The 15,339-nt window shown below is 46.3% G+C and carries 11 protein-coding genes; 9 read left to right on the forward strand and 2 right to left on the reverse strand.

Going from position 1 to position 15,339, the window contains the following annotated elements:
- Positions 1-70: 70 nt before the first annotated feature.
- From HRU42_RS11830 to HRU42_RS11865, 8 genes are all read left to right on the forward strand, one after another.
- Entirely contained in the window at positions 71-400 is a 330-nt protein-coding gene (locus tag HRU42_RS11830) for a YbaB/EbfC family nucleoid-associated protein (RefSeq protein ID WP_287949397.1), read from the forward strand.
- An 18-nt stretch (positions 401-418) separates the two neighbouring features.
- On the forward strand, positions 419-1,018 hold the full coding sequence (gene recR / locus HRU42_RS11835; RefSeq protein WP_295031375.1) for a recombination mediator RecR: 600 nt from the start codon (positions 419-421) through the stop codon (positions 1,016-1,018).
- A gap of 220 nt (positions 1,019-1,238) precedes the next feature.
- Positions 1,239-3,155, forward strand: coding sequence for a molecular chaperone HtpG (gene htpG, locus HRU42_RS11840; RefSeq protein WP_295031376.1), 1,917 nt, complete (start codon positions 1,239-1,241; stop codon positions 3,153-3,155).
- A 162-nt stretch (positions 3,156-3,317) separates the two neighbouring features.
- Positions 3,318-4,163, forward strand: a complete 846-nt coding sequence (locus tag HRU42_RS11845; RefSeq protein ID WP_295031378.1) for a tetratricopeptide repeat protein — start codon at positions 3,318-3,320, stop codon at positions 4,161-4,163.
- Between the two features lie 184 nt (positions 4,164-4,347).
- Complete coding sequence (adk, locus tag HRU42_RS11850; protein WP_295031380.1) at positions 4,348-4,992, forward strand: adenylate kinase; 645 nt, start codon at positions 4,348-4,350, stop codon at positions 4,990-4,992.
- A gap of 125 nt (positions 4,993-5,117) precedes the next feature.
- Positions 5,118-6,113, forward strand: coding sequence for a ferrochelatase (hemH, locus tag HRU42_RS11855; RefSeq protein WP_295031382.1), 996 nt, complete (start codon positions 5,118-5,120; stop codon positions 6,111-6,113).
- Between the two features lie 211 nt (positions 6,114-6,324).
- Positions 6,325-7,629, forward strand: coding sequence for an inosine/guanosine kinase (locus HRU42_RS11860; RefSeq protein ID WP_295031384.1), 1,305 nt, complete (start codon positions 6,325-6,327; stop codon positions 7,627-7,629).
- A gap of 350 nt (positions 7,630-7,979) precedes the next feature.
- Positions 7,980-9,626, forward strand: a complete 1,647-nt coding sequence (locus tag HRU42_RS11865) for a methyl-accepting chemotaxis protein (RefSeq protein WP_295031386.1) — start codon at positions 7,980-7,982, stop codon at positions 9,624-9,626.
- A 131-nt stretch (positions 9,627-9,757) separates the two neighbouring features.
- Here HRU42_RS11865 and HRU42_RS11870 read toward each other — a convergent pair whose 3' ends face one another.
- A complete protein-coding gene (locus tag HRU42_RS11870; RefSeq protein WP_295031388.1) occupies positions 9,758-11,074 on the reverse strand; it encodes a dicarboxylate/amino acid:cation symporter in 1,317 nt (438 codons plus the stop codon).
- Positions 11,075-11,289: 215 nt separating this feature from the next.
- Here HRU42_RS11870 and HRU42_RS11875 point away from each other — a divergent pair, with 215 nt between their 5' ends.
- Positions 11,290-13,704, forward strand: a complete 2,415-nt coding sequence (locus HRU42_RS11875; RefSeq protein WP_295031390.1) for a hypothetical protein — start codon at positions 11,290-11,292, stop codon at positions 13,702-13,704.
- Positions 13,705-13,800: 96 nt separating this feature from the next.
- Here HRU42_RS11875 and astB read toward each other — a convergent pair whose 3' ends face one another.
- The gene (astB, locus tag HRU42_RS11880; protein WP_295031392.1) at positions 13,801-15,138 is read right to left on the reverse strand and encodes an N-succinylarginine dihydrolase; all 1,338 of its coding nucleotides are present in this window, start codon (positions 15,136-15,138) and stop codon (positions 13,801-13,803) included.
- Positions 15,139-15,339 lie beyond the last annotated feature (201 nt).

The raw sequence follows: 15,339 nt of genomic DNA on the forward strand, positions 1-15,339 counted from the left end.
GATTGATTATCGACATTATTTAAGTAAGATGAGCCAACTTTATTCGCCCCTTAATTGAAGAGAAATAGATATGTTTGGAAAAGGCGGTATGGGTAACCTGATGAAGCAGGCCCAGCAGATGCAAGACAAGATGGCTAAGGCCCAAGAAGAGATCGCGCGTATGGAAGTGACCGGTGAAGCCGGTGCTGGCCTGGTGAAAATCACCATGACAGGTTCTCATAGTGTACGTAAAGTGGATATCGATCCTAGCCTGTTAGCTGACGACAAAGAGATGCTAGAAGACCTTATCGCTGCAGCATGTAACGATGCCGCACGCCGTGTTGAAGAAAGCCAAAAAGAGAGAATGGCTGAAGTGACAGGTGGCATGCAGCTACCACCTGGCATGAAGATGCCGTTCTAATTTGAGTATTACTAGATAATGAAATTTAGTCCCCTGGTTGATGAGTTAATCCAAGCTTTGAAATGTTTACCTGGCGTCGGACCTAAATCCGCTCAACGTATGGCGTTTCAGTTACTCGAGCGAGATCGTAAAGCGGGTCAATCACTGGGTCAAGCACTTGAAAAAGCCATGAGAGATGTGGGGCATTGTCAATCCTGCCGCACCTTCACCGAAGAGGTTCATTGTCCGATCTGTGCCAGTCACAAACGCGGGCTATCTCAGGTGATTTGTGTGGTTGAAACCCCTGCCGATGTGCTGGCTATCGAAGCTGGTGGACATTTTTCCGGGCGTTACTTTGTATTGCTTGGCCACTTGTCGCCTTTAGATGGTGTCGGGCCAGATGAACTAGGGTTAGCTTTGTTGGAAGAACATTTAGCCTCTGGTGAGGTAGTCGAGTTGATTTTAGCGACCAATCCCACGGTGGAAGGGGATGCAACGGCGCATTTTATTGCCGATATGGCCAAGAGTCATGAAGTGATAGTGAGTCGTATCGCTCACGGAGTCCCTGTCGGCGGTGAGCTTGAGTATGTCGATAGCACCACGTTAGCGCTTTCTTTTAATGGTCGTCTTCCGCTGTAACTCGTCGTTTTTCCACGGTTCTGGTTTTCAGAGCCTGCTAAATCCAGTATTTGTTGCGGCAATACTGGATTTTTTTTTAGCCATTTAAACGTCAGTGACCTCTTTCCCCTTGAAATGCAAAATTCCAGCCCCATCTCTATTTTCATAGAGCACTTTGCGCCGTATAACGCTTAAGTTCATAAAGAATTAGATTTTGTGAAATACAATAAAGGAACATCCCATGTCACAACAAGAAACTCATGGCTTTCAAACTGAAGTCAAGCAACTACTAAATTTGATGATTCACTCTTTATATTCTAATAAAGAGATTTTCTTGCGTGAATTGGTCTCCAACGCTGCCGATGCCGCCGATAAGTTACGTTATGAAGCCCTGACTAACGATGCCCTCTACGAAGGCGATGGTGAGCTGAATGTGCGTATCAGTGCCGATGCAGACAAGGGCACTATCACGATCAGCGACAATGGCATAGGCATGACCCGCGACGGTGTGATTGAGCACTTAGGCACTATCGCTAAGTCGGGTACTGCGGAATTTTTCAATAACCTATCCGGTGATGATACTAAAGATTCACAACTCATAGGTCAGTTTGGTGTGGGTTTCTATTCTTCATTCATCGTTGCCGACAAGGTGACTGTGCGCACTCGCGCCGCGGGCCACAGCGCCGACGAAGGCGTGTTGTGGGAGTCGGCGGGAGAAGGTGATTTTACCGTAGAAAACATCACTAAAGAGACTCGCGGAACCGAAATTGTCTTGCATCTTCGCAAGGACGAGCAAGAGTTCGCTCAAGAGTATCGTTTGCGCTCGATAATCACTAAATACTCAGACCATATCTCTGTTCCTGTTGAAATGTTCGAAGAGGGTACGCCTGCGATTGAAGCGTCAGATGATCAAGAAGCCGTGGCCGCTGTGGAAGGTTCATGGAAGCCGATGAACAAGGCGACTGCACTTTGGACCCGTAATAAAAGCGATATCTCTAAAGAAGAGTATGAAGAGTTTTATAAGCATATTTCTCACGATTTTACCGACCCATTGTTGTGGAGCCACAACCGAGTCGAAGGTAAGCAAGAATACACTAGCCTGCTGTATATCCCAGCCAAAGCGCCTTGGGACATGTGGAACCGCGACCGTAAGCATGGTTTGAAGCTATTTGTTCAGCGCGTGTTCGTGATGGATGATGCCGAGCAGTTTATGCCGAGTTACCTGCGTTTTGTTCAGGGCATTATTGACTCAAACGATCTACCATTAAATGTGTCGCGTGAAATATTGCAAGACAACAAGGTGACCACAGCGCTTAGAACCGCAGTGACTAAACGTGCCCTCGGTATGTTGGAAAAGCTGGCTAAGAATGATGCTGACAAGTACCAGACATTCTGGACTGAATTTGGTCAGGTGCTTAAAGAAGGCCCAGCCGAAGATATGGTTAACAAGGAGCGAATTGCTGGCTTGCTACGTTTCGCATCGACACATACTGAAGATGCGGCACCGACTGTTTCTCTCGCCGATTACATCGGCCGTATGCAGGAAGGTCAAAGCAAGATCTACTACATAGTCGCCGATAGCCATGACGCGGCAGCTAATAGCCCGCATCTTGAGCTGTTACGCAAGAAGGGTATCGAAGTCCTACTGATGTCTGAGCGCATCGATGAATGGTTGATCAACCACCTTACTGATTTCGATGGCAAGCAGCTGCACTCGGTGACTCGTGGTGATCTAGAACTTGGCGATCTCGAAGATGCTGGTGAGAAAGAAGCCCAAGAGAAGCTGGAAACTGAGTCTGAAGGCTTGGTTAAACGTGTTAAGGATTCACTGGGTGACAAGGTGTCGGCAGTGAAAGTGACGACTCGTCTTACCGACACCCCAGCTTGTGTTGTGGCGGGTGAAGGCGAGATGTCGAGCCAGATGATTAAGTTGATGGAGGCTGCCGGACAAGCTGTACCTGAAAGTAAGCCTACATTTGAGATAAACCCAGAGCATCCTCTGGTTGCGCGTCTTAATGATGAGCAAGATGAAGCCGTATTTACTCAATGGACCGAGTTATTGCTGCAACAGGCCCAGTTATCAGAGAAAGGTAGCTTGGCAGACCCTTCAGCCTTCATAAAGCTGATGAACCAGATGCTGTTGGCTAAACTTAAGTAATAAGCGATTGTAATGAGAAGGCAGAGCATCTAGTACCTTAGTCAGTATTAGGGTTCTGCCTTTTTTATATCTGCTGCATCTATCATTCATCTTTCTGAGCGCTCGAACCGTGTGCAGACGAGAATGAAATTGATATACGTATAAAAAGATAACAGGATTGTTATGGAAACTGTTCTAGATCTAACGAAAGAGAATATTCAGCAAATCGTCGATGCGTCGGCGGAGCAAATTGTTGTGCTTTGTTTCTGGTCTAATCAAAGTCCGGAAAGTATTGCCTTGAGTCAGACATTGGCCTCCATGGCCCACAAGCAAGCTGGCCGTTTTGTGTTAGCAAAAATTGATTGCGACAGCGAGATGGAGATCGCCAATTATTTTCAAATTAAAAATCTCCCCACGACCTTAGTGCTAAGCGAAGGCAAGCCAATAGATGGTTTTTCGGGTGTGCAAGAAGAGAGGCAGATAACCGAGATGTTAGATAAGCATCTTCCGGCGCAGTGGCAGCTTAAACTAAATCAAGCCAAGGCATTACTCGTGGATGAAGACGTGCAAGCGGCGCTTCACCTGCTAAGGGATGCTTATAGCGAGTCGCCAAATGCTGAAATCGCGTTAGTGTACGCCGATGCCGAGCTGATGGCGGGTGATTTTTCCTTAGCGGCTGATCTGTTAGACAGTGTGGGTCTGGCCGATCAGGACGGCTACTATCAAACCCTAAAAGCGAAATTGGCACTGGCACTGGATGCTGCCGATACCCCGGAGATCCGTCAATTACAACAGGCTTGTGATGCTGAGCCCGACAATGTGTCACTATTATTAGACTTAGTTAAGGGGCTTCATCAGGCAAAAAGAGATGAAGAAGCGCTGGCACTCCTGTTTGCTCCTCTATCTGAAGATATTTCGATTGAGAATGGTGATGCTAAAAAGTTATTTCTGGAAATTTTGACCGCATTAGGTCAGGGACATCAGTTAGCGAATCAGTATCGTCGTAAGCTATACAGTTTATTGTATTGATATCGAATTTACGTTCAGTACGAAAATTAAACGGAGTGAGTGGATCCTATAGAGCCTGATTAAACATGTCTGTCTATCAGGCCAAAGTCTAAGGCTAAAACGGTTTCTCCTCTTCAAAATAGCGGCTAATTATGCGAAAATCGCCGCCAATGATAAAACTATGTGAAATAAGAGGACTCTCGAGATGCGCATCATGTTATTAGGTGCCCCAGGTGCCGGCAAAGGTACCCAGGCCCAGTTCATCATGGAAAAGTACGGTATTCCACAAATTTCTACCGGCGATATGCTGCGTGCAGCGGTTAAAGCTGGAACGCCTCTTGGCTTAGAAGCCAAGAAAGTGATGGATGCTGGTCAATTGGTCTCAGATGAGCTCATTATTGGGTTAGTAAAAGAGCGTGTCGCTCAAGATGATTGTGCCAAAGGTTTCTTACTCGATGGTTTCCCTCGTACTATCCCACAAGCCGACGCTATGGCGGACAGTGGCATCAATATCGACCACGTGGTAGAGATCGATGTGCCCGACGAAGATATTGTTAAGCGTATGGCTGGTCGTCGTGTTCACCCAGGTTCTGGCCGTGTATATCATATTGTTTTCAACCAGCCAAAGGTTGAAGGTAAGGATGATGTTACCGGTGAAGATCTGGCTATCCGTCCTGATGACGAAGAGTCTACGGTACGTAAACGCCTAGAGATCTACCATGAGCAGACTAAACCTCTTGTAGAATATTACGGTAAGGTAGCAGCCTCTGGTCAGGCTACATACAACAAGTTTGACGGTACACAGGCAGTGGCTGCAGTCAGTAAAGAGATCGTTGCTGCGTTAGGCTAAAGGTATCTGATCCTTATCAGTAGATGAGCTAGTTCTCATATTTTGAAAAGCTCACTTAGGTGGGCTTTTTTTATATGATTTTGAATGTTAGCCTTGTCCGTAATCGACAGTATAAGAGAATAATTTTGAACAAAACACCCCCCCCATTTGGTGTGCTTCTGGTTAACTTAGGGACGCCCGATACACCCACGACAAAAGATGTACGTGCATTTCTAAAGCAGTTCTTGAGTGATCCAAGAGTCGTCGACCTTAACCCCCTTATTTGGAAGCCTATTCTCAACGGCGTCATACTTAATTTTCGCCCGCCTAAGGTAGCAAAACTCTATCAATCCATATGGTGGGACGAAGGATCGCCCTTGATGGTGATAAGTCAACGTCAGAGAGAGCAACTTGCCAGCATGTTAGCGCAAACATACGGGCAGAACATACCCGTCGAGCTGGGCATGACCTACGGTAACCCTTCACTGGCTCTGGGGCTGGATAAGCTCAAGTCTCAAGGGATCGAAAGAATAATTGTTCTGCCGCTTTACCCTCAATACTCATGCTCGACCGTGGCGGCGGTTTCCGATGCTATTGCCACCGAGTACAAGCGATGGAGAGAAGTGCCTGAAACCCGTATCAACAAAGAATATTATCGGCACCCAGGCTATATTTCTGCCCTGGCCTGTTCAGTAAGAGCCCATTGGCAGCGCCATGGTCAAGCCGACAAGCTGTTGATGTCATTTCATGGTATTCCGGTTAGATATGTGACCGAGGGCGATCCTTATCAGCAGCATTGCGAGAAAACGTCAGAGCTTTTGGCCACAGAGCTGGGGTTAAACCATGACCAATGGCAGCTTTGTTACCAGTCGATATTCGGTAAAGAGGAGTGGCTCACACCGCAGACCGATAAGACATTGACTTCTTTGCCGGCTCAAGGGGTGAAGTCAGTGGATATTATCAGTCCGGCTTTTTCGGCTGACTGTCTGGAAACGCTCGAAGAGCTTTCTATCGGTGGCAAAGAGATGTTTATCGAAGCGGGTGGAGAGCGATATGAGTTTATTCCCTGTCTCAATACTGATCCCGCTCACATAGCCCTGTTAGTTGAATTGGTGAAGCAGCAGAGTCAAGGCTGGTACTAGAAGTGATTAAAATTCGCCTGACTCTCGACATCTGTGCATAAATAGGAAATATACCCGTCACCATACTGGCGTATATCACTGCGTGTGGTAGGATCTGCCGCCGTTTATATTGGCCCTTATTTGATAGGGCCAATTGTTTTGAACTATATTCCCATATGGCTGATTTAATTTAATCGGCCTCCAGTATGTTGCCAAAGGTTGAGAGTACACAATGAAGTTTCCAGGTCAACGAAAGTCCAAGCACTATTTCCCTGTCCAAAACCGTGACCCGCTATTGGCTCAACTCACTCAACAACCGCTTCGTTTTCCAACGTATATCACAGGGATCGATCAGACCTTGGTAGACATAGAAGCTAAGGTCGCCGATGAACTACTCGAGCGATATAAACTTCCCAAAGGCAACTCGACTCTGATTGATGATGTCAGTGCTCACGCCTTGTATTCAGAATTGAAGCAGTATGGCTTAATCAGCGATGAATTTGCCGGTGGCACCATAGGCAATACGGTACACAACTATTCGATTCTTGCCGATGATAGATCTGTCCTATTTGGCGTCATGAGTAATAATATCGAGGTAGGCAGCTACGCCTATCGTTATCTGTGTAACACCTCATCGAAAGTCGACTTAAATTACCTTCAACCCGTCGACGGTGCCATAGGCCGCTGCTTCACCCTCATCTCTGAGTGCGGCGAGCGCACCTTTGCCATCAGCAAGGGCTCTATGGATAAATTAACCCCAGAGTTCATAGATAAAGACCAGGTGCAAGGAGCATCGGCGCTGGTGTTAACGGCTTACTTGATGAGAGCCAGCGGTGACGATCAGATGACCAAGGCGGCATTAACAGCAATAGAATATGCCAAAGAGGTCGGGGTCCCTGTGGTACTGACGTTAGGCACTCGATTCTTGATAGAAGAAGATCCAAGCTGGTGGAGAGCTTTCATCGAAGAGAATGTGACTATTCTGGCAATGAATGAGGATGAAGGCGAGGCCCTTACTGGTTTTAAAGATCCGCTTCAGGCCAGTGAAGCCGCCCTGGAATTGTGTGATATGGTATTGACCACAGCTGGGCCTATCGGACTCTATACCGCAGGCTATACCGAAAATTCAGAGAAACGTGAAACCAGCAACACCTTGTTACCCGGCTCTATCCCTGAGTTTAACCGTTATGAATTCTCACGTCCTAAGCTTAAATCTGCCTGTGATGAGCCGATTAAGGTCTATGCTCACATCTCACCCTATATGGGCGGTCCGGAGAAGATCCGTAACACCAATGGAGCCGGTGATGGTGCACTGTCTGCACTGCTGCACGATCTCGCATCGAACACCTTCCATAAGGCCAATGTGCCGGGTTCGAGCAAACACAAGCGTGATGGATTATGTTATTCATCGTTCTCACAGATCTGTAAGTACGCTAATCGCGTGGCCTATGAAGTGCTGGCGCAGCACAGTCCGCGTCTTTCTCGTGGCTTGCCAGAGCGTGAAGATAGCTTAGAAGAGTCGTACTGGGAGAGATGAGTCACCTCTTATTACTAGCTACAAGCTAGGTGTTAAGCCGTCCATTGAGTGGTTTATCGACCGCTTGGCCTATATTTTACCTGTTAATAATCCGAGTCCTATCTCCAGGCCTCGGATTTTTTATGCGTGTTTCAACGCCCTTTATGCTGCCTTAGATACTTTCGACATACGACTGCCTGGCTATTTTGTTCCATATAAAATATCTATCACAGAAGTTGTTGGTATTTTGTTTTTTTAAGCGCATTAGTCACATTTAATGTAACAATTTGTTTCCGTGAGTCTACTATTTGTTATGCTTATCTGTAGAAACAAATGGAATAAGAGTTCTTGGAACACAAAGAGGCGATAAAATGACGCAATTGAGTCACGCAACACCTAAGTTAAAAATAAAACAAAAAATGACGCTAGGTCAGTTAGTCCCGTTAACACTCTTGATCGGTATCTGCTTCTTAGCAATCAACATGATGGGGAAAATAGAAGCAGGAGTCGTGAGTATTTATAACGACAGGGTCGTTCCCCTAGAAGGGCTTAAAATCATCGGTGATGACTACGCCGTTTCGGTTATTGATGCGATCAACAAGGCCAATCTAGGCATATTTAGTGCGGCAGAAGCCGCACGGGCATTGACTCAAGCTCGCCGCGATATCAGTCGTAATTGGGCTGTCTATATGGCGACAAGCTTGACCCGAGAGGAGTCTATATTAGCGGGTGAAATCAATCTGTTATTTGGACCCGCTGACCGGGAGGTCACTAGACTCATAGATAAACTCAATGACTTACAAGGCTCACCTCTGGGGATGTTAAATAATGATATTGTGATCCTCTATGACGTGATAGACCCTATCAGTAGCAAAATTTCTCAGCTAGTCAACTTTCAGTTGCGGGTTGCCGAACAGGATAAAAACAGTCTCGAAGATATTTATGCCGCCTCGATTAAGATTTTTATCCTGGTGGCGCTAGTTGCCATCGTTGTCAGTATATTACTTGGTCTCTGGATCACCAGGGCCGTGATGCTGCCCATAGATAATATTGTCAGCACATTAAACACAGTACGCGTCGATTCTGATTTAACCGTGAAGTTTAAGACATTTAATGATGATGAACTGGGGCTGATATCGACCAACCTGACCCTAGTGATCGATCACCTTTGCGGTATCCTTAATTCCATAGTGCTTGCCGCCAACACCATCGGAGATTCGACCTTAGCCTTGAATGATTTCACTCAGAAAACCAATGGCAGGATGGATCAACAGCAATCGGAAACCGAGTTGACTGTCACGGCAATGAACGAGATGACGGCAACGGTCGCTGAGGTGGCACAAAGTGCCACCTATGCCGCAGATTCAGCCAGAGACGCCGAAAGCAATGCCACTAAGGGGGAGGTGATTGTTCTACAATCTGTTGACAGCATGTCTCAGCTTTCACAGCAGATAGAACAAACATCAGCAGTGATCGGGCATCTGGCCAGTGAGAGTCAAAATATCGGTAGTGTGCTGGATGTGATTAAGGGCATAGCAGAACAGACAAACCTGCTGGCGTTGAACGCTGCTATCGAGGCGGCTCGTGCTGGTGAGCAAGGACGTGGTTTTGCTGTGGTGGCCGACGAAGTGAGAACCTTGGCACAGAAAACCCAGGAGTCGACCTTAGAGATTGAATCCATGATAGACAGTTTACAAAAAGGGGTTCAGCAGGCCGTCAGTGCCATGAAAGTCGGCACAGAGCAGGTTTATGATGCGAATGAGAAAGCCAAGATGGCTGGCAAAGCCTTTAATGATATCGTGCTCTCCGTCGATAATATCAGTAGCATGAATAGCCAGATTGCCACCGCTGCAGAAGAGCAGAGGTGTGTAGCCGAAGAGATTAATCGCAGCATTATCGCCATCAGCGATATCACGCAGACCTCGACCATGGAAGTTCAAGAACTGACAAGCTCAGTGGCCGAACTGACCAGGCTGTCGGCGACGATGCGTGAACAGGTGAGTCAATTTAAACTTTAGCGCGGTTAAGGCATGTACACGCTAGGATTCAGAGACTTGAGATGCCAGTCTAGGCTGGCACAGCTTGATTAATCAATCAAACAAAAAAAGGTGCCCTCCAGGGCACCTTTTTTTGTTAAAACGTGTAGCGGTTAGGCTTCTTGTCCCTTCACCTGTTCTCTGAAACTACCCGCTGTCTTGCCAGCTTTGGGATCGTTGAAGATTTCTTCATTGAACTCACCTTCAGACTTAGCGATGACCACAGTGGCAACCGTGTCGCCGGTGACATTGACTGCGGTGCGGACCATGTCGAGTAGCCTGTCGACACCTATGATCAGCGCGATACCTTCCACAGGAAGACCCACCTGATTAAGTACCATGGCCAACATGATAAGACCAACACCAGGCACGCCCGCTGTACCGATAGAGGCAAGCGTCGCTGTCACTACGACCATGGCATAATCTGTGATGGTTAAATCGACACCATAAACCTGAGCGATGAATACCGTGGCAACACCTTGCATGATGGCCGTGCCGTCCATGTTGATGGTAGCGCCAAGAGGCAAGGTGAATGAAGCGACTTTATTATCGACACCTAGTCTGTGCTCCGCTGTTTCTATGGTCACCGGTAGAGTCGCATTTGAACTGGCTGTGCTAAAAGCAAACAGCTGCACATCACGCATCTTACGGATGAAGGTTATCGGATTTAATCCTGAGAACAGTTTAAGTAAAGTCGGATAGACGACGAAGCCATGAAGCAGCAACACACCCAATACGACGAAGAAATATTTCACTACACTGCCGAAGGTTTCAAGACCTAAGGTGAGTGCCAGTTTGGCCATCAAGGCAAACACACCATATGGTGCAAGCTGCATGATAAGGGTAACTACACGCATGATCACTTCGTTAAGGTCGTTAAACAGCGCTGCAACGCGTTTACCGCGCTCGCCTATATGAGAGATAGCAAAACCAAAAATAACCGCAAACAGGATGATCTGGAGCATATTGCCTTCGCTCATCGCTTGCATTGGGTTTGTGGGGACGATATTGATGATCACCTCAGCCAGGCTTGGGGCTTCTTTGGCATTGAAGGTAAGACCTTCAATGACCATGGACGCGTTACCCGGATGGACCATGATGGCAATCAAGATTGCCATCGACAGGGCAATAGCCGTGGTGAATAGATAGAAGGCGATGGTCTTACCGCCGAGTCTGCCTAATTTCGATGGGTCACTCAATGAGCATGTGCCGCACACCAATGAAATAAACACTAACGGCACGACCAACATTTTCAGACCGGACACAAATACCGTGCCGATAACGTTTAAGAAACCTTGGGTGATGTATTCGTCGATAAATGTACTTTCGGGGAAAAGGTTTCTGAGTAGCAATCCAAAAAGGATACCTCCACCCATACCAATAAGAATTTTACTCGTGAGTCCGAGTTTTTTTGCTTGAGTTAAAGCCATAGTGCTTCCTGTGTAATTATTATGCTTTCAATATGCGCTGTAAGCCTAGCAAGAAACTAAGATTGATGAAACGGTACAATAGTTAAACTTTTTCGAGGTTATAGCAAAATAAATCAAGATAGTTATGGATAAGTGACGTTAAAATTATGTAATCTTGGCCGATAAGTGATGATCGCCTCGTTTAACATTACATATCGAGTAACAGGGAGTCTGACATGAAGTCAGTTTATAAGTTTTTTATCGTATTTTTATGGTCGTTTTTCATGGTTGCCTGTAGTGGCGGGGGGGACATCTCGGATCCACTCGATCCCGATGAAGAGACCGTTTTAATTTCATTGTCAATTACCAATGCCGACATAAGCGAGCTGACACCCGCGTCTGTATCTGCCACCGTGACGAGTTCAAAAACAGGCTTAATGTCGGGAGTATTGGTTACTTTTACGCTTTCCGATCCAACTCTTGGCTCATTTACCCCAGGAACAGGCACTGCACTAACTAACTCAGATGGTGTTGCAACCATAAAGCTGGCAACATCAAATGTACAAGGTGCTGGTAATGTAGAAGCTCGCATCGCCAATATAAGCAGCGATCCGGTCACCATAGGCTTCAATATGGCCGGTGACGGTGGAGAAGCTGGTGATGGTGCCTTAGTCGTGTTAACTCTGACAGATGCAGCGGGTAATGCTACCGATACAATATCGACAACAAAGCCAGGTAAGCTTGTTGCTACTGTATCGGGAATCAGTAAGCCTGTGATTGTGACTTTTACATCGGCAAAAGGCGAGATACCGGTAGATGCTGCAGTAACCATTGATGGTGTTGCTATTGTCGATATCTATGCCGGAACGGATCTCGGTGCCGGAAAAGCGGTTGCTTCTCTTGAAACCGGTGAAGAAGGTGATGCCATTATTGTTGTTGGTGCTACTAACGTCTTAATGGGCAGTGGCGATCCATTTGTCTCTGGAATCGCTTCCATTTCTGCGACTCAACTGTCTGCGGGCGGGACAGCGACGGTTTCTGTGCTGCTTCAAGATGGCGAAGGAAATCCATTTACACAACCTGTTGAAGTGAATTTTACTTCGACTTGTTCCTCTTCCGTAACTCCTCAAGCAATCTTAAGCACGCCAGTTACAGCTGTTAATGGCGAAGCATCGAGTACGTATTTGGCACAAGGTTGTAGTGGTGATGATCAAATTAACGTGACTGCAAATGCAGGTGGACTCAATTTATCTGCCAGCACGAGTATTAATTTACTACCAGCAAGTATCGGTAGCATTGTTTATATATCAGCAACACCTCAAAAAATAGGGATTATAGGGACTGGATTGCCTGAGTCGTCTACGGTTATTTTTAAGGTTCTGGACACAAATGGCCTGCCAGTTAGTAATCAATTGGTCGATTTCAGTCTAAATACTAACGTCGGTGATATTAAATTAGACCCTTTATACGCAACGACGAATGATCAAGGTTTAGTTCAGACTGTGGTTGGCTCTGGCTCTATAGCAACTGTTATACGAGTAAGTGGAACCATTAATGATTCAAATCCGGTAATTTCTAGTCAATCTAGTCAGTTAGTGGTGACAACTGGGATCCCAGATCAAGATAGTTTCTCGCTTTCTGCCTCGAGCTATAATCTTGAAGGTTGGAGTAGTGAAGGTACATTAGTGCAGATCACAGCTAAACTTTCCGATGCATTCAATAACCGGGTTCCAGATGGTACTTCAGTGACGTTCAGAACAGAAGGAGGTGATATTGTTGATTCATGTATCACCACTGATGGCGATTGCACTGTAGATTGGCAGAGTAAAGATCCGCGCCCATTCGGTGATACAGTACAGCCATTACCTTTAGATGGGCAAGGACGTCAATATTGGGATGTTCGTCGAAACTACTATCTTGGCCAACCTATGGGTGGGAGAACAACTATTACTGCAACAGCGATAGGGGAGGAATCTTTCGCCGATACTAATGGTAACGGGCGTTTCGATGCTAATGAGGTAACAGCTTTCTTAGGAACAAATATCGCTGGTGAAGATTTTGATTTAGACGAGCCGTTTGAAGATTTCAATGAAGATGGCTTGTTTAATCCTGTAGAAGGTATTGGTGCTGGCGGTGGTAATTTAGAGGAGTTAATTGACTTTAATTTTGATGGTAATTTTGATACTCAAGATGCTTTATATAATGGAGTCTTGTGTAGTGAACCAGCTCACGCTGGGTGTGCATCCTTTACGGCTAAAAGTACCAGCACATATGTAAGACAAAATCTTGTTTTGGTTATGTCAGGTAGCACAGCTATAGCATCACAGCCTGTAGTGACAGATAGCGCAGCAGATACCGGGATACACGTGTTGGATCTAGCACCTAAATCTATCGGTTCTGTTTATATATGTATTTCAGATTTTCATAATCAACAAATGCCATCAGGAAGTAAAATAAATTCGGTGACTTCGGTTGGTAGTGTGGCGACGACTAATCCTATTATCTGGCCTAATACCAACATCAATGGCGCTCGTTGTGAAACAATCTCAGTCAAAGGGCCCGATGAGCCAGAGGATGGAGTGTTGACTATAAATGTAACAACTCCTAGCGGAGTTATTTCAACCGTTGCGAGTATTGATATAAATATGTAAAAAGCATATTTAATAGTGACGTTAAGTCATTTTATAAAAAACCACCGGTGAAGGGTGGTTTTTTATTTTTAAAGTATACGGCCTTTATACATCTGGTTATTTCTGAAACTGATAAACGCTACCCAGCCGCATCAGCTGAGTCAGCTCATCCAGTGCGGTGCGTGATTCGATAAGCACTTGTGGATCGGCTAGATCTTCGACGCTGAGACGATCGCGGTAGTGCTTGTCTACCCAGTTATTTAGCTCACTGAATAACACATCATTCATCAGGGTGTGCTGATTAACCGCAGCCACTTCGGTGTCATTCATGGCGACACGTAGTCGTAGACAAGCCGGACCGCCGCCATTTTGCATGCTCTGCTTCACATCGAAGTAATGCACCTGCTTGATTGGGGTGCCAAGGGTGACGACTTCCTGAAGATAAGCGTACACCGCTTCGTTCTCCTGACAGTTTGTCGGCGCAATAATCGCCATCTCACCCGATGGGAGGGTGATGATCTGGGTGTTAAAAAGATAAGTCTTCACCGCATCTTGAATACCGACTTTATTGGTAGGTACTTCGATGAAGTGAAGTGGTGAGTCACCAAATTTCTGCTTTATTTCGTTTAACTTGTTCTGCGTATTCAGAAATGCCTGCTCGTGATAGAAGAGTACATTTTGGTTACCGACGGCGATCACATCGTTATGAAACACGCCTTGATCGATCACATCTGGGTTCTGTGAGATAAATACCGTGTTGTCATCATTGAGCTGATGCAAGCGAGCGATGGCTTGAGAGGCTTCTAATGTCTGTCTGGCCGGGTATTTTGTCGGCCTAGGTGCCGCAGGATTGGTTGCTTGCTGACCGTAGACAAATAATTCCACCCCAGGATCGCCGTACTCACTGCACAGACGAGTGTGGTTCGCCGCGCCTTCATCGCCAAAACTGGCGTGCTCAGGCAGATGCTGATGATGACTGAAATGCTTGTCGTTATTGAATGTCGCCGCCAGGATATTACCCGTAGTGATAGGTTCTATGCTGCGGTGCAGCTTGTCTACTAGGTTAGCCGGGGTGAAATGCAGTTTTCCGTCACGGCAATCGGCACTGGGCGAGACCGTTGCCGCATTCGCGGTCCACATGCTCGATGCACTACAACAGGCACGTAACAAAGCAGGAGCCTGTTTAGCGGCTTTATTTAATACTTCGGCGTCAGAGCCTGTAAAACCAATTCTGCGCAGCGTATGAAGGTCTGGGCGCTCTTGAGGGGCTAGCATGCCCTGAACCATACCCATATCGGCAAGTGCCTTGGCTTTTTTTAATCCTTGTTTCGCTGCGGCTCTTGGATTTGAAACGGCTGCTGCATTACTCAGTGATGCCACATTACCAAAGGAGAGGCCCGCGTAATTGTGGGTTGGTCCAACAAGACCATCGAAATTCGCTTCAAAATGCTTCATTAGTTTTCCTTATCAGGGTAGCGATACCTTTTATTATTAATTGGTTTATTCTTTGGCTTCATCCATGAAATTGGCTTCTGCTGTTGCCAGTTACTCCAAATACACTAGAGTTAAGCTAAGATGCAGTGTGAGGCTGAAATGAGCTCAGTATACTTAAGCTTCAATTGTTCACAAGTAAGCCAAAAGTGGCTAAATTTGTGA

It is taken from the genome of Shewanella sp., from assembly GCF_013214165.1.
GTDB lineage: Bacteria > Pseudomonadota > Gammaproteobacteria > Enterobacterales > Shewanellaceae > Shewanella.